Annotated in this window: 16 protein-coding genes; 10 read left to right on the top strand and 6 right to left on the bottom strand. The window is 49.7% G+C overall.

The annotated features are described in order from the left end of the window. The first annotated feature begins 84 nt into the window (after positions 1-84). Positions 85-1,224 (top strand): homoserine O-succinyltransferase MetX, encoded by a 1,140-nt coding sequence (gene metX, locus ACTHUR_RS05750; RefSeq protein WP_049336341.1) that lies wholly within the window; start codon positions 85-87, stop codon positions 1,222-1,224. Then, entirely contained in the window at positions 1,221-1,802 is a 582-nt protein-coding gene (gene metW / locus ACTHUR_RS05745; protein ID WP_049329691.1) for a methionine biosynthesis protein MetW, read from the top strand. The genes metX and metW overlap by 4 nt, the downstream gene beginning before the upstream one ends. Positions 1,803-1,896: 94 nt before the next feature. On the opposite strand, the gene ACTHUR_RS05740 is transcribed toward metW, so the two are convergent. Then, positions 1,897-2,361 carry a low molecular weight protein-tyrosine-phosphatase gene (locus ACTHUR_RS05740; RefSeq protein ID WP_049344703.1) on the bottom strand — a complete coding sequence of 155 codons (465 nt, stop codon included), beginning with the start codon at positions 2,359-2,361 and terminating at the stop codon, positions 1,897-1,899. An 86-nt stretch (positions 2,362-2,447) separates the two neighbouring features. Then, positions 2,448-3,548: a hypothetical protein gene (locus tag ACTHUR_RS05735; RefSeq protein ID WP_003685151.1), complete on the bottom strand. Its 1,101-nt coding sequence runs from the start codon at positions 3,546-3,548 to the stop codon at positions 2,448-2,450. Positions 3,549-3,753: 205 nt separating this feature from the next. Here ACTHUR_RS05735 and gloA point away from each other — a divergent pair, with 205 nt between their 5' ends. Then, on the top strand, positions 3,754-4,167 hold the full coding sequence (gloA, locus tag ACTHUR_RS05730; RefSeq protein ID WP_003685011.1) for a lactoylglutathione lyase: 414 nt from the start codon (positions 3,754-3,756) through the stop codon (positions 4,165-4,167). A gap of 52 nt (positions 4,168-4,219) precedes the next feature. Here the strand turns inward: gloA and ACTHUR_RS05725 are convergent, their stop codons facing one another. Further along, positions 4,220-4,969: a lysophospholipid acyltransferase family protein gene (locus tag ACTHUR_RS05725; RefSeq protein WP_004519853.1), complete on the bottom strand. Its 750-nt coding sequence runs from the start codon at positions 4,967-4,969 to the stop codon at positions 4,220-4,222. Between the two features lie 56 nt (positions 4,970-5,025). Then, positions 5,026-5,781: a GNAT family N-acetyltransferase gene (locus ACTHUR_RS05720; protein WP_004519852.1), complete on the bottom strand. Its 756-nt coding sequence runs from the start codon at positions 5,779-5,781 to the stop codon at positions 5,026-5,028. Positions 5,782-5,959: 178 nt separating this feature from the next. Here ACTHUR_RS05720 and ACTHUR_RS05715 point away from each other — a divergent pair, with 178 nt between their 5' ends. The 3 genes from ACTHUR_RS05715 (at position 5,960) to ACTHUR_RS05705 (ending at position 8,431) form a co-directional block, all read left to right on the top strand. Further along, a complete protein-coding gene (locus tag ACTHUR_RS05715; RefSeq protein WP_049336531.1) occupies positions 5,960-6,892 on the top strand; it encodes an AEC family transporter in 933 nt (310 codons plus the stop codon). Between the two features lie 181 nt (positions 6,893-7,073). Continuing rightward, a complete protein-coding gene (gene dnrN, locus ACTHUR_RS05710) occupies positions 7,074-7,547 on the top strand; it encodes an iron-sulfur cluster repair protein DnrN (protein WP_049336533.1) in 474 nt (157 codons plus the stop codon). A gap of 158 nt (positions 7,548-7,705) precedes the next feature. Continuing rightward, positions 7,706-8,431: a hypothetical protein gene (locus tag ACTHUR_RS05705; protein ID WP_049336534.1), complete on the top strand. Its 726-nt coding sequence runs from the start codon at positions 7,706-7,708 to the stop codon at positions 8,429-8,431. 41 nt (positions 8,432-8,472) lie between these two features. On the opposite strand, the gene ACTHUR_RS05700 is transcribed toward ACTHUR_RS05705, so the two are convergent. After that, entirely contained in the window at positions 8,473-9,438 is a 966-nt protein-coding gene (locus ACTHUR_RS05700; protein ID WP_070695517.1) for a tRNA dihydrouridine synthase, read from the bottom strand. 83 nt (positions 9,439-9,521) lie between these two features. Between ACTHUR_RS05700 and ACTHUR_RS05695 the strand changes: the two genes are divergently transcribed. Next, a complete protein-coding gene (locus ACTHUR_RS05695; RefSeq protein WP_070695518.1) occupies positions 9,522-11,096 on the top strand; it encodes a glycosyltransferase family 2 protein in 1,575 nt (524 codons plus the stop codon). A 222-nt stretch (positions 11,097-11,318) separates the two neighbouring features. After that, complete coding sequence (locus ACTHUR_RS05690) at positions 11,319-12,647, top strand: anaerobic C4-dicarboxylate transporter family protein (RefSeq protein ID WP_070695519.1); 1,329 nt, start codon at positions 11,319-11,321, stop codon at positions 12,645-12,647. Positions 12,648-12,716: 69 nt separating this feature from the next. Here ACTHUR_RS05690 and ACTHUR_RS05685 read toward each other — a convergent pair whose 3' ends face one another. Continuing rightward, the gene (locus ACTHUR_RS05685) at positions 12,717-13,142 is read right to left on the bottom strand and encodes a DUF4124 domain-containing protein (RefSeq protein WP_440361181.1); all 426 of its coding nucleotides are present in this window, start codon (positions 13,140-13,142) and stop codon (positions 12,717-12,719) included. Between the two features lie 189 nt (positions 13,143-13,331). Here ACTHUR_RS05685 and guaB point away from each other — a divergent pair, with 189 nt between their 5' ends. Further along, positions 13,332-14,795, top strand: a complete 1,464-nt coding sequence (guaB, locus tag ACTHUR_RS05680; protein ID WP_049344697.1) for an IMP dehydrogenase — start codon at positions 13,332-13,334, stop codon at positions 14,793-14,795. Between the two features lie 273 nt (positions 14,796-15,068). After that, positions 15,069-16,088: a lipopolysaccharide heptosyltransferase II gene (gene waaF / locus ACTHUR_RS05675; protein WP_440361180.1), complete on the top strand. Its 1,020-nt coding sequence runs from the start codon at positions 15,069-15,071 to the stop codon at positions 16,086-16,088. The last annotated feature ends 59 nt before the right edge of the window (positions 16,089-16,147 follow it).

Here is a 16,147-nt window from a genome sequence, read left to right as displayed (position 1 = left end):
AGGGCAGGCCGTCTGAAGCCTCATGCACAAAACAAAGACGAAACGTTATAATACCCCTTTTGCCGCTTCACTTGGAAATTACAAATGACAACAAATGCCTCAGTGGGCATTGTAACGCCCCAGAAAATCCCGTTTGACACACCGCTTGCTCTGGAAAACGGCAAAACCTTACCTCGTTTCGACCTGATGATTGAAACCTACGGCACGCTCAACGCAGACAAAAGCAACGCCGTTCTTATCTGCCACGCCCTGTCAGGCAATCATCACGTTGCCGGCAAGCACAGCGTGGAGGATAAATACGCCGGTTGGTGGGACAATATGGTCGGCCCCGGCAAACCTATCGATACCGAACGCTTTTTCGTTGTCGGTTTGAACAACTTGGGCGGCTGCGACGGCAGTACCGGCCCTTTATCCGAAAATCCTGAAACCGGTCGCGAATATGGCGCGGATTTCCCCGTTGTAACCGTCAAAGACTGGGTGAAGTCCCAATCCATGCTTGCCGATTATCTCGGCATTCAAAAATGGGCGGCCATTGTCGGCGGCAGCTTAGGCGGCATGCAGGCATTGCAATGGACGATTTCTTTGCCTGAACGCGTTGCTCATGCGCTCGTCATCGCTTCTGCGCCTAAACTTTCCACTCAAAACATCGCGTTTAACGATGTTGCCCGCCAGGCGATTTTGACCGATCCCGATTTCCACGAAGGCAATTACCGCAGCCATCATACCGTTCCTTCACGCGGTTTGCGTATCGCGCGCATGATGGGACACATCACTTATCTTGCCGAAGACGGCTTGGGTAAAAAATTCGGCCGCGATTTAAAATCAGACGGTTATCAGTATGGTTACGGCGTTGAGTTTGAAGTGGAATCTTATCTTCGCTATCAAGGCGACAAGTTTGTCGGCCGCTTTGATGCCAACACTTATCTGCTGATGACCAAGGCGCTTGACTACTTCGACCCGGCCGCCGATTACGGCCACAACCTCACGCGCGCTGTGGAGAATGTGCAGGCCAAGTTTTTTGTTGCCAGCTTCAGCACCGACTGGCGCTTTTCGCCGCAACGTTCGCATGAATTGGTCAAGGCATTAATCGCCGCGCAAAAATCCGTGCAGTACATTGAAGTCAAATCCAATCACGGCCACGATGCGTTCTTGATGGAAGACGAAGCCTATATCCGCGCGGTTGCCGCTTATATGAACAACGTTTACAAGGACTGCCAAAAATGAATCTGCGCGACGATTTGCAACTCATTTACGATTGGATACCCGAAGGCAGCCGCGTACTCGATTTAGGCTGCGGCGACGGCGAGCTGTTGGCTGCGTTGGTGGAACATAAAAATTGCACCGGCTACGGTGTTGAAATCGATACCGACAGCGTGATTGCCGCCATATCCCGCGGTGTGAACGTCATTCAAGCCGATTTGGAAGAAGGTTTGGTGGCTTTTGGCGATCAAAGCTTTGATGTGATTGTCTTGAGCCAAACCATTCAGGCGATGCAGAACACGGAAAAAATCCTGCGCTGCCTGATGCGCGTGGCCAAGCAGGCTATTGTCAGCTTCCCTAACTTCGGCTACTGGCGCAACCGCTTTCAAATCGCCATTGGCGGCCATATGCCGGTTTCCGAGCGGATGCCGTATCATTGGTACGATACGCCCAATATCCATTGGTGTACCCTCAAAGACTTTGATTTGCTGTGTGCCAAAAACAAAATCCGCGTGCTTGAGCGTGCGGTCATGACGGGCAACCGACAGGTTAAACATCTGCCGAATTTATTGGGCAGCCTGGCGTTTTATCGTGTAGGTTGATTGCAGTAATCAATAGGGCCGTCTGAACAGGTAATCACGAAAGCATGGCTTTTGCAAATACCTGTTCAGACGGCCTTTTATTATTAAAGTCGGTTTAAGCCTGTTTCAGTTTTTCCAACAAGGCAAAACTGCCGGCATCGACCAGACGGTAGGTTTCGTCAAAGTCGCCCGTGTACCACGGATCAGGAACGTGGTTGTAACCTGAATCGGGGATAAGGTCGGTCAGTTTGAAGATTTTGCCGGGGTGGAAGCCGAGCTGCTTTTCGGTTTCTCTGAGGTTGTTGTCGTCCATCACGATGATGTAGTCGAAATGTTCGGCATCGCTGGGTTTGATTTTGCTGCTGGTAAAGCCTGACGGGTCGATGCCGTGTTGTTTGAGTACACGGCGCGTGCCTTCGTGCATGTTTTCCCCGTCGTGCCAACCTGACGTGCCTGCGCTGGCTGTAATGACGGCATTGCCCATGCCTGCTTTGCGGGCGCGGTGGCGCAGGACGTATTCGGCCATAGGGGAGCGGCAGATGTTGCCGAGGCAGACGAAAAGGATTTTGTGGGTTTTCATATGCGTGAAAATGAGCGGTAAGGTTTGAAAATCAATGCAACACGCTAAACCGTTTTCAGACGGCCTTGGCGTGTTGCATTTTCAATTTAGTTTACATTGCTGAAGAAAGGATTATGGCCTTCTAGTTTCAACGCTTGGGCATAAGTAGGGATGTTCTCGTTTTCGCCCAATGGGTTGTGCAGCAGGTAGAGGTGCTCGATTCGGCATTCGGCCATCAGGTCGAGGAAGTTTTGCTGAACGATGGCGATATTGTCGGTTGATGCAAGCTCCCAAGTGAAGGTCTGCGGAACGATTTCAAACGCGCTGTCTGTCGCGTTGAAGCTGAACTGGAGCTTGCCGTCCGCTTTCGCTGCGGCAACAACGCCGACGCGCGGGCTTTGCATACGGATGGCGCGGATGGCGTTGGTGGCAAAAACGTCCATGGCCATGCGTTGGCGGGTGTGGCTGCCGTCGGTAAGCGCGTCAAGCGGCGTATTGGGCGAGAGCGGGTTGGTAAAGAGGGTAACGCCGTCGAGGGCGAGATGCTCTTGCCAAACCTGCATCAATGGCAGGCCTGCCTGTTGCAGGTTAAGGCCCAAGGCAGTCTGAATGTCTTTATTGCCGTAGCCCAGCGCGTAAACAACATGGACGGATTGACCTTCGGGCAGCGTCAATGGTTTGTATTCGAATTTTTGCAGGAATGCGCCTGCCGCTTCATCGTTTTGCTTGGCTTGGAACCACTCGCCCGGGGTAACGCTGCTCAAGTCGGTAGATTGGACGAGGTAAGGCAGCCATTGCGTGTTTTGCGTGAGGGTACGCAGGTTGGGGTAGTTTTGCAGGCAGGCGAAGAGTGCTTCGGTAGGCAGCGTAAGCGGCAGGGTTTGTTCTTTTTTGCAACCGGCGACCAAAACGACAGGCAGGGCAAACCATTGGGCTTCGTTATCGTTTTCTGCCTTCAGGACTTCGCCTACGCTTTGAATCAGGCTGGTGTAAGTGCCGACATCGGGCGCCATGGTCATTGCCAATGAAAGGTTGATGTAATGGTTTTGGCTGAGCATGGTGCGGATTTCGGTTTGCAGTTGGCCGGCCGAAAGCTTGCGCGATGCGGAGGAGGAGTTGTGCGCCAGCTGATAGGCATTGAGCAGAAGGTAGTTTTTGATAGGGCTCTGCGGATAAGGGCGGGTATCTGGAAGAACAAAGGTTTTCATGACGGTTTGAAGTGTTGTGTTGTAAGTGTGGCGATTATAGCAATTTAGTCAGTCGGTGTGCTTGTTAATAAATTAAATTCAACTGGCGATAGGGATACGCTTCATTTTCACAAGGTTTAAGTATCAGCATTTTCTAAGTTGGGGAGGGTAAATGCCCGATGTGTTATAATCCATGACCAAACATAATTCAGAAAGGAACAAAATCATGCGCTTGCTTCATACTATGCTGCGTGTCGGCAATCTCGAACGCTCTTTGGATTTCTATCAAAACGTATTGAACATGCAACTGCTGCGCCGCCGCGATTATCCCGAAGGCCGTTTTACTTTGGCTTTTGTCGGTTATGGCGATGAAGCGGACCATACTGTTTTGGAACTGACCCACAACTGGGATACCGAGTCTTACGATTTGGGCGATGCTTATGGCCATATCGCGATTGAAGTCGATGATGCTTACGCGGCGTGCGAGCGTGTCAAAGAAATGGGAGGTAAAGTGGTACGCGAAGCCGGCCCGATGAAACACGGCACGACTGTGATTGCGTTTGTTGAAGATCCAGATGGCTACAAAATTGAATTTATTCAAAAGAAAAGCGGTAGCGATTCGGTTCAATATTCATCTTAAGGCATAAGATAATGGAAAAGGCCGTCTGAACATTCAGACGGCCTTTTTTTGATCAACCCAACTGTTTTTGCTTTTCGCTCAACAGGGCGTGTACTTGAAGCGCAGTAGCGTAGCGGTCTTCTCCTGCTTCAATCGGATCGAGGAAATGCAGTTCGACCGTGTTGGAAGGCTGGCTGATGACCATGCAGATAGATTGCCAGAGGCTGATGTCGCCGTAGTAGGCAGTGTGCGGATTGGGGCTGCTGCCGTCTGGATTCGGATAGCGGCAGAGTGCCGGAATAATCGGTACGCCTGCATCATAGGCCGTCTGAAAAAAGCTCGGTTTGAACGGCAGGATTTCACGGCCTTCGGTACTGGTGCCTTCGGGAAAAATGGTGACGGTATCGCCGTTTTTCAGCGCTTCGGTTACGCCGGCGATTTTGGCAGAATTGCCTTTGATGCCGCGGTTGCGCGAGACGTAAACCGTTTGAGCCTGTGTGGCAAGATAACCGACCACAGGCCATTTGGCCACATCGTCTTTAGCCACAAAACGGCCGGGGAAAGCACCGTTGACCGCCATAATGTCCAACCATGAAATATGGTTGCTGATAATCAGCTGACCGCGATCTTCTTGCGGCGGCGTGCCGAAAGTTTGCAGTTTCATGCCGCAGGAAGCGAGCACGCGCAGCGACCATAATTGGATCGCGCGCAGTTTGCGTTTGCTGCTGTAAAAGGGAAACAGAAAAAACATTTCGGCCATGCCGTATAAAAGGCAGCCGGCAATGCAGAGAAGACGGAAGATAAAACGGATTTTGGCGGTCATTGTGTGTGTTTTTATAAAGATTAGGCAGGCCGTCTGAAGTTTCAGACGGCCTTTTATTATGAATCGGCTTTAGGGGCAAAACGCTGCAAGTAGCGGTCGGAAAGGTGGTTGATGTCCATCATGATCAGCACATCCGCGCAGTTGAACGCTTCATCGACGCAAGGCTCGCCGCAGAACCACGCGCCTGCTTTGAGATAGCCTTTGATCAGGGCAGGTACAGGCGGATTTTCAGACGGCGTGATGCTGTCCCATTTGAGCGGGTTGAGCGGTTTGACACACCATTGTGCCGGAGCGAGGTATTTGTCTTTCAAAGCATGATACAGGCCGGCCGCATCGTTGCCGCCGTCACGCATTTCGATACTGCCGCAACCAATCATAAAGCGCAGGTTTTCGTCTTTCATGAATTTGACCAAACCGGTCCACAACAGCATGACCAAGCCGCCGTTGCGGTAGTCCGGGTGGGTACAGGCGCGGCCGAGTTCGACGGTTTGCGGCAGGATGTCTTTCAAAGGCTCAAGATCAAATTCATGCTCGCTGTACCAGCCACCGACTTTTTTTGCGGTTTCTTCGGTAATCAGGCGGTAGCAGCCGATTACCTCGCCGGTTGCATCGTCAAAGGCGAGCAGGTGGTGGCAATGTTCATCATAAGGATCGACATCGCGGCCGTCATCGCTTTCGATTTCCGCACCTAACTCTTGGGCAAAAACCTGATAGCGCAATCTTTGGGCGGCTTCGATTTCAGCTTGGGTTTCTGCAAGGCGTACGCTCAGGCCGATTTTGGGGCCCGTTTGATTGAAACGGCTGGGGGACATGATGTTTCCTGTTTGAAGAAAATGGCTGATTATAGCGGATATACGGACAGATTTATATTGATTTGCTTTGCGGTAGGGCAAATTATGTCGGGTTGTTGGAAAAAGGCTTCAGGCCGTCTGAATTTGGCATGCCAAGCGGTAGAAGCGTAAAATCAACGTTTTTGCCGCTTTTTTTGTTATGGAAACCTCTTTTCTGCTTGCCGGAAAAATTACCGAGCTGACGCTGATTGTTTTGATGGGCGTGGCCTTAGTGAAGGCAGGGCTGTTGAAATCGGAAAACAGCTATACGCTCTCGGTCATCGCGCTTTACTTGATCAGCCCGTCTGTCATGATTCATGCCTTTCAGATGGACAATACGCCGCAGATTATCGAAGGGCTGAAGCTTTCCGTCATGTTGGCGGTGTTTTTCCATGTGGTATTGATTGTTTTAGGCAGGTTGTTTAAACACTTGTTCAAACTCGATGCGCTCGAACACGCGGCGACGGTGTACAGCAATTCGGGCAACCTGATTATCCCTTTGGTAATGTCGGTCTTTGGGCCGGAATGGGTGATTTACACCACTGGTTTTATCTTGGTGCAGACGTTTTTGTTTTGGACGCATCTGCGCCTGTTGATTTGCGGTCGAGGCAATGTGGCTTGGAAAACCATTTTTACCAATATCAACATCTTATCCATGTTGGTCGGGCTGCTGATGTTTGCCTTTCAAATCAAGCTGCCGCACATTGTCGATAATACTTTGGCGACGGTGGGCAGTATGATTGGCCCGGTTGCCATGTTGGTGGCGGGCATGCTGCTGGCCTCTTTGCCGTTGCGTTCGATTGTGTGGACACCGAGGCTTTATCTCGTTGCTTTTTTAAGGCTGATTTTGATTCCGGTATTATTGCTTTTCGCCGTCAAAGCCTGCGGTTTTGCCCATCATGATGCGCATGCGGATACGGTTGTGTTAATCAGCTTTTTGGCAACGACTTCGCCTGCCGCTTCGACAGTTACCCAAATGGCGGTTGTTTACGGCAAAAATGCCCAAAAAGCCAGTGCGATTTATGGGTTGACGACCTTGCTTTGCGTGGTAACCATGCCGGTAATGATTGCCTTATATCGTTGGATTATTTAAGAAAAGGGCAGGCCGTCTGAAACTTTGACTTTATGTTTCAGACGGCCTGTTTGGTATTTTAATTTGAAAATAACTTTTATTATCAATTAATTAAGCAATTAAAAAACTATACAAAGCCGTTTGCAGCGTGTATCCTTATGTCTAACATTCATCCAATATCAATCTTTAAAGGAACACAGCCATGACCGACTTTACCGTTTGGGAAACCGCACCTTTCAATTCCACCATTGACCATATTTTGCAGCGTTACCACAATGTCCACCGCGCCCAGTTTGAAGAGTTGGTTCCGCTGGCGCAAAAAGTGGCGCAGGTTCATGCTGATACTTTCCCTGCCGAAGTTCCTGATTTGTTGGCCTATATGCAAAACGAGCTGTTGATGCACATGATGAAAGAGGAGCGCATGTTGTTCCCAATGATTAATCAGGGCGTGGGTCGCGGCGCGGCAATGCCCATCAGCGTAATGATGCACGAGCATGAAGAACACGATCAAGCCATCGCGCGTCTGGAAGAATTGACCTACAATTTTGAGCTTCCCGAAGGCGCTTGCGGCAGCTGGACCCGTTTGTACACTTTGGCCAAAGAGATGGTGGATGATTTGAAAGACCATATCCATTTGGAAAATGAGATTTTGTTCTCCCGCGTTTTGGCTTCTTAAAAATTTGAGCTTAATCAAGGCCGTCTGAATGTTCAGACGGCCTGTTGTTTAATCCCTTGCTAATTTAGTGCAATGGTTCTAAAATTTTAACAAAGAAACAAAAATAAGCAGTAAAGGCACACATCCGTTCTTTTGTTTACTTGAGAAGGAGTTTATGAATGAAACATTCTAAAGTTTTACTATCGGGTATTCTGTTTGTTGCTCTGACTGCGTGCGCCCAAACGACGGACGGCAGCTGGAGCGCCTTGCAGGATACGAAAACAGGCGTGCAGTCGCGGCCTTATTATGAATTTGGCAATGTGGTTCAGAAGATTTCTTTTAAGAAAACCGGCAATCCGGAAAATGGTCTGAAAAAGCCTGTCTTGACTGTGTATCGTCAGGGCAAGCTGTTGGGCGAAGCATATAATTTGGAAGCCTCTCATGGCAGCCCCTTGTTGCCAACCCTGTTTTTGGTAAACGGCAAGTCATTAAATATCAATGACGGCAACGATAAAAAACAATTGGCTTCTGCGAAGAGAATCGATTTTTACGATTTCGGCCACGGCCGTATCGGCCATGCAGTCTTTACCGCGCCTAACGGCATCTGTCAGGATATGAAACACGGCAAAGGCGTTTCCTACAAGCTGGTTACCAACTATGTTAATTTCCCGGATTATCCTTCACCTGAAAATATCTTGATTATTACTGCGCAAGGCAAATATGAGCAAGACGGGTTTATATTGGATGCCACTGAGTCAAGAGTGACCAGTGCCAATAAAGAGTTTGCCAAAAAATATGGCGAAGCCCTGAAATCCAAGAATGGCCCTGAGACCAGGCATGTGAATATGGCCAATGCAGCCAGTGCGGAAAAAGGCAGACTGTTGGCTGATTATATCTGTCAGTAATCATATTAAAGGCCGTCTGAAATTCAGACGGCCTTTTAAAATCATGAATGCATCTCTTGTTCAAACGACAGCAGAATCTGTTTTACTTCGTCCGCTTCTTTGACGGCGCGGATACGGTCAAACAATATCTGCGCCTGTTCAAACTCTTTTTTCATCATGCCCAGCCATTGTTTCAAACGGGCAACCGGATATTTGTTGTTGGCCTCTTTGGCAAGGCATAAGTCGAAGAACTGGACTATCCATGAGGAGACTTCGGCAAAGTCGGTGTCTTTGACTGTTTCGCCGTTTTCATATTGCTTGATTTGCCGCGCCAAGTCGGGACGGATAACCGCGCCGCGCCCGAGCATCACGCTGTCGCAGCCGCTGACGGTTTTAATGTCGAGATAGTCTTGAAGGCTGAACACATCGCCGTTGGCGGTAACGGGAATACTGACTGCATCACGGATTTTGCGCACCCATTCCCAATGTGCCGGCGGTTCGTAGCCTTCGACTTTGGTGCGCGCATGGACGGTTAACGCGCATGCGCCGCCGTTTTCAATCGCGGAGGCGCATTCCAATGCCAGACTTTTGTCTTCATAACCAAGCCGCATCTTGGCAGTCAGCGGAATGTGTTGCGGCAGGCGTTGGCGCAGGGTGTGGACGATGTGGTAAATCAAGTCTGGCTCTTTGAGCAAGACTGCACCGCCTTTGTGTTTGTTGACCGTCGGCGCGGGGCAGCCGAAGTTGAGGTCGATTTTGTTCGCACCGAAACGCACGGCTTCCAAAGCATTGACGGCCATGTTTTCCGCATCGCTGCCCAAAAGTTGGACAGTGCAGGGCGTGCCGGCCGGCGTGCGGTTGGCATGGGCGATTTCGGGAACATATTTAAGCCAAGTGGCGCGTGAGTGGACCGTGTGCGTAATGCGGACAAATTCGCTGACGCATTCGTCAAATCCGCCAATACGCGTCAACAGGTCGCGCATCACATCATCCACCAGCCCCTGCATGGGGGCAAGAATAAGCTGCATGGGTCAGGCCGTCTGAAAAAAGGAGGACATATTGTAGCGGTATATCGGTTAAAATACAGCTTCCTTTTTCAGACGGCCTTTTTATGATGCACACAATTCCGGCAACCGCCGCCATGTTGGTAAAAAATTCAGAACGTTATCTTTCAGAAGTTTTGAGTGCGCTGAAAGACTTTGACGAAGTCCTGCTGTTGGACAACGGCTCGACCGACCGTACTTTTGAAATTGCCAAGGGTTTTTCAAATGTCAGCTATTACAAGCATGACTTTATCGGGTTTGGTCCGATGAAAAATCTGGCGGCCAGACTGGCGCAAAACGATTGGATTTTCAGCATAGACAGCGATGAAGTGGCGGATGAGGCTTTAATCGAATCCATTCGTGCGGCCGTTTTGGAAAATGAGAAGGAGCATATTTTTTCACTTTCCCGTCTGAACCATTACCACGGCAGACTGATTAAAGGCTGCGGCTGGTATCCGGATATTATTCCACGCCTTTATCATCGCAGATTTAGCCGTTTTTCCGACCGTCAGGTGCATGAGTCTTTGGTGTTGCCGCAGGAAGCCAAGGTTAAACAACTCGATGGCCATCTGAAACATTATTCTTTTGAAAACGCCGAAGGGCTGATTCAAAAAATGCAGCAGTATAGCTCGCTGTATGCGGAAGAAAATCGTTTTAAGAAAGACAGTTCGCCGTTTAAGGCTTTGCTGCATGGCGGCGTATCGTTTGTGAAGAATTACCTGCTCAAGCGCGGTTTTGCTTATGGTGCGGACGGCCTGACGATTTCAGTTTCCAACGCACAAGGTTCGTATTACAAATATGTCAAACTCTACGAGCGCAACCGCACGATAACCGTCTCCCTCATCATCACCACTTACAATCGCCCCGATGCTTTGGAGCTGGTGTTGAAATCGGCTTTATCGCAAACCCGTCTGCCGGATGAGATTATTGTCGCGGATGACGGCTCAAGGCAGGAAACCGCCGAAGTGGTTGATTTTATCCGCCGCAGGACAAGTATTCCCGTTAAGCATTCATGGCAGCCGGATAGAGGCTTTCGTGCTGCCGAATCGCGCAACCGTGCGTTGGCGCAGGCGAAAAGCGATTATATTGTGTTGATTGACGGCGATATGGTTTTGGATCCGTCTTTTATCGCCGATCATTTGAAGATTGCCCGCAGAGGCCGTTTGATACAGGGTTCCCGCGTGATTTTGACTGAGGATAAAACGCAGGATATTTTGGATGAAGGCGATTTGCCTGCTTTGTCTATGTTCAGCTCAGGGATAGAAAAACGGCTTTCCGCCCTGCGCTGCCGTTGTTTGGCCAAATTGGCAGGCCGAAAAGGCAACCGCAAACATAAAGGCATCAAAACCTGCAATATGGGCTTTTTCCGCAGCGATGCGCTTGCCGTCAATGGGTTTGACAATAGCTTTGTCGGTTGGGGCAGGGAAGACAGCGAATTTGTCGCCCGTTGCTATCATAACGGGATGAAACGCCATAATTTGAAATTTGCCGGCATTGCGTACCACCTCTGGCACAATGAGGCAGAACGCGATTCATTGCCGCAAAACGATGCCTTGTTGGAGGCAACCTTGTCGGAACGCAAAATCCGCTGTGTGCATGGCGTATCGGATTTTATAAAAGATGAAGAAGTAACCGGGAAATAGCCTTATCATCTTTTTAAACCATAGAGGCCGTCTGAAAATCTTCAGACGGCCTTTTTTGTGTTTTTAAAAACCTAGAGGTTAAATGAGAATATTATTTATTTGATATAGATCAGTATGTATAATTAGGTAAAGTATGGTTAGGGAAGAGGGTTTACTCTATAATCCAACCGTTTGTAATTTTATTTCGGCTAAGGCCGGATTTTGGGAATTGTTATGTCAACTATGTTTTTTATCCAGTTTGCCGTTGTGCTACTGTGTATCCTGATTGGTGCGCAGGTTGGCGGTATTGGTTTGGGCGTGCTCGGCGGTATCGGCTTGGCTGTATTGTCTTTTGGTTTCCATCTTCAGCCGACCAGCCCTCCGATTGATGTGATGCTGATGATTATGGCGGTAGTGTCTGCCGCCGCGGCCATGCAGGCCAGCGGCGGTTTGGACTATATGATTAAGATTGCCACGCGCGTGTTGCACCGCAATCCGAAATACATCACCTTTATCGCGCCGGCGGTAACTTACACCTTTACCGTATTGGCAGGTACGGGCCATGTGGCTTACTCGGTCTTGCCCGTGATTGCCGAAGTCAGCCGTCGCAATGGCATCCGTCCTTCCCGTCCGCTGACGATGGCGGTTATCGCTTCCCAATTTGCGATTGTCGCCAGCCCGATTGCCGCAGCCGTTGTTGCCTGCGTCACCATGCTTGAGCCGCAACACATCACGATGGCGGATGTGTTGAAAGTTACCGTTCCATCCACGATTTTGGGTATCGGTTTGGCTTGCGTGTTCGTAAACAAACTGGGCAAAGAATTGAAAGACGATCCGTATTATCAGGCTTTACTGAAAGACCCGAACTATGTGAAAGAATACATCGATGTGGAGGAACAACAAACCGATGTCGCCATTTCGCCGAAAGCCAAATTGTCGGTCGGTATTTTCTTGACTGCGGCATTGCTGGTGGTCGTGATGGGTGCGCTGCCAGAGCTGCGTCCGGCTTTTGAACACGATGGCGCGATCAAGCCTATGGGCATGGCGCATACGATTGAAATCGTGATGTTGTCTGCTTCTGCACTGATTATCTTGGCGTGTAAACCCAATGGCGATGCGATTACCCGAGGTTCGGTATTCCATGCCGGTATGCGTGCCGTGATTGCAGTATTTGGCGTGGCTTGGTTGGGCGATACCTTGATGAACGGCCACTTAACAGAAGTGGAATCGACCGTCAGCCATTTGGTTGAATCTGCACCATGGACCTTTGCCTTTGCCCTGTTTGTCTTGTCGGTATTGGTCAATAGTCAAGGCGCGACAGTGGCAACGCTATTTCCAATCGCCATCAAACTGGGTATTCCTGCGCCCATCATTATCGGCACATTTGTTGCGGTAAACGGCTATTTCTTCATTCCGAACTACGGTCCGATTATTGCCGCTATCGACTTTGATACAACCGGCTCGACCAAAATCGGCAAATTTATCTTCAACCACAGCTTCATGATTCCGGGCCTGTTGAGCATGGCATTTAGTCTGGCTTTCGGTTTGTTGTTGGTTCAACTGTATTATTGATAGGCTGAAAAATGAAGGCCGTCTGAAATTAAATTTCAGACGGCCTTTTTGATATTGTTATTCGAGAGCTTAATTGCAGTATTTATTGACGTCGTTTTGGTATTGTTTAATCAGGCTGTCGCGATTGGCCAAGCGTGCGCTTTCGGCGACTTGGCGGTTGATTTTGGCGATTTTGCAGTTTTCCAGCTTGTTTTGGCGGTTTTGCTCTTCGATTTTTTTGTTGCGCTCTTCGATTTGTTTGTTTTGTTCCGCAACCTGTTCGTTGGGCTGCTCGGCAACCGGCTCAGATGCCGCCGCAGCAGGTGCAACGGCAGGTTTGACATTGTGCGTACGGATGTTGACCACGCCGGAACGCTTCGGTTGCAGGCGGTTTGGCGTATCGGAATAGTTGTTGCCCGATGTGCCTTTCCAAGTGTACACCTCGGCCGCACCGGTCAGAGCGGCGGAAGAGAGAAGGGCTGCTATCAGACAGGTTTTGAGTACGGAAGATTTCATGGGTTTCCCTTATGTAAATGATGTTCTCATGCGGCTTATTTTACTTGAAACTGCAATGCGTTGGCATATTTTTGTACGCCAAATCAAATCATGTAAAAAAATAACGTTAAAACGTGTATTGCCAATGTTAGCATCAAGCCGGTGTGATATAATGCCGTGCATCTTGCACAAACTGAAAGACCGAGCATCATGCGTATTGTAGAAAAAGCCTATACTTTCGACGACGTTTTGTTGGTTCCAGCGCACTCAAACGTGCTGCCTCGAGATGTCAAACTTCAAACCAAACTCACCCGCGATATCACGCTCAACCTCCCTCTACTTTCTGCTGCAATGGATACCGTTACCGAAGCGCGTCTGGCCATCTCTATGGCTCAAGAAGGCGGCATCGGCATTATCCATAAAAACATGACGCCGGAGTTGCAAGCGCGTGCCGTTTCCAAAGTGAAGCGCCATGAGAGCGGCGTGGTGAAAGATCCCGTTACCGTTGCACCGACCGCATTGATCCGCGAAGTTTTGGAAATGCGTGCACAACGCAAACGCAAAATGTCCGGTCTGCCTGTTGTTGAAAACGGCAAAGTGGTCGGTATTGTAACCAACCGCGACCTGCGTTTTGAAAACCGTGTCGATCTGCCGGTTTCTGCTATCATGACCCCCCGCGACCGTTTGGTTACCGTTCCTGAAGGTACCAGCATCGATGAAGCCCGCGAAATCATGCATGCGCACAAGGTGGAGCGCGTTTTGGTGTTGAATGACCAAGACGAACTCAAAGGTCTGATTACAGTTAAAGATATTCTGAAAACAACCGAGTTCCCTAATGCCAACAAAGATGCCGAAGGCCGTCTGCGCGTCGGTGCCGCGGTGGGTACCGGCGGCGATACCGAAGAGCGTGTCAAAGCATTGGTGGAAGCAGGCGTGGACGTGATTGTGGTCGATACTGCCCACGGCCATAGCCAAGGCGTTATCGATCGCGTGCGCTGGGTCAAAGAAACTTATCCGCACATTCAAGTCATCGGCGGCAACATCGCGACTGCCCAAGCCGCTTTGGATTTGGTGGCCGCCGGTGCGGATGCCGTTAAAGTCGGTATCGGCCCGGGCTCGATTTGTACGACCCGTATCGTGGCCGGCGTGGGCGTGCCTCAGCTGACTGCGATTCACAATGTTTCCGAAGCCTTGAAAGGTACAGGCGTTCCCCTGATTGCCGACGGCGGTATCCGCTTCTCCGGCGATATTGCCAAAGCTCTGGCAGCAGGTGCATACAGCGTCATGCTCGGCGGTATGTTTGCCGGTACGGAAGAAGCACCGGGCGAAATCGAACTTTACCAAGGCCGCTCTTACAAGTCTTACCGCGGCATGGGTTCATTGGGTGCGATGAGCCAAGGCTCTGCCGACCGCTACTTCCAAGACAAAACCGACAGCACAGACAAATATGTTCCTGAAGGCATTGAAGGTCGTGTACCTTACAAAGGCCCGATTGTGAACATCATCCACCAACTGACCGGCGGTCTGCGCTCCAGCATGGGTTACTTGGGTTGCGCCAATATTGCTGAAATGCACGAGAAAGCAGAATTTGTGGAAATCACTTCTGCCGGCATGAGCGAATCCCACGTTCACGACGTACAAATCACTAAAGAAGCGCCTAACTACCATCGTTAAATCACTATAAAAAGGTCGTCTGAAAATATTTCAGACGGCCTTTCTGTTTTTATAAGGTTTTAAAAATGAAGAGAATATTGCTTGCCGCCGTTTGGCCTCGTGTTTCAGGTTGGGTATTTGCAGAATTTACCGAATAATTGGGAAGACGAACGCTTCATGTGCTGAAATGACATGTATCAACTAGTACGTTCTGATCAGGGCGATTAAACCAAGTTTCAGACGGCCTTTTAAAAATCGTATTACAATAAGCCAAAATTAAAAACACATTCCATTATGTCCAAAAAAATCCTGATTATTACCCCAAGCTGGATTGGCGACTGCGTCATGACCCAACCGCTTTATCGTCGTTTGCATGAGCTGTATCCTGGCTGCACCATTGATGCTTTTGCCCCCAAATGGTCGATGGCCGTATTTGAGCGTATGCCTGAAATCAACCGTGTGATGGAAAATCCGTTTGGACATGGTGCGTTGGAATTGAAAAAACGCTGGCGTATCGGGCGTGAATTGGGAAAAGAAGGCTATGATCAAGTGATTGTTTTGCCCGGTTCGCTCAAATCCGCCATCATTGCCTTGGCTACGGGTATTAAACAGCGTACGGGCTACGTCGGCGAATCACGCTATTTTTTGTTGAACGATATCCGTAAGTTGGATAAGGCCGCGTTGCCTCTGATGGTTGACCGCTATACTGCGCTGGCGCATCCGACCCAAGCGGATTTTAACGGGCATTCCGATAATCCGTGTTTCACGATTGATCCTGAAAGCCGTCAAGCCGCTTTGTCAAAACATGGTTTGGCGACGGATAAACCGATTTTGGCATTTTGTCCCAGTGCGGAATATGGCCCGGCCAAGCGTTGGCCTGAGCGTCATTTTGCCGAACTTGGCCGCCGCTATTTGGCTGAAGGTTGGCAGGTTTGGCTGTTTGGTTCGCAAAAAGATTTCGATATTGCAGATGAAATCAACCGACTTTCAGACGGCCTGTGTACCAATCTTTGCGGCAAAACCAATCTTCCTGAAGCCATTGATCTGTTGTCTTGCGCCGATACGGTCGTGTGCAACGACAGCGGTCTGATGCATCTTGCGGCCGCGCTTGATCGGAAATTGGTTGCGGTTTACGGCTCATCCAGCCCTGACCATACGCCGCCTCTAAGCCAAAAGGCAAAAATCGTCAGCTTGAATTTGGATTGTTCGCCATGTTTTAAACGCGAATGTCCGTTAGGGCATACGGATTGTTTGAACAAGCTGACGCCGGATATGGTGCAAAAAGCAGCGGAAGAGCTGGCTCGTTCGGCGTAATCCAATAAAGCTTAGATGGAAAGTAGTAAAGGGCAGATTTGAGTCTGCCTTTTGATTTT

The sequence above is a fragment of the Neisseria sp. P0021.S007 genome (genome assembly GCF_051956855.1).
This window is presented reverse-complemented; position numbering and strand designations above follow the sequence as displayed.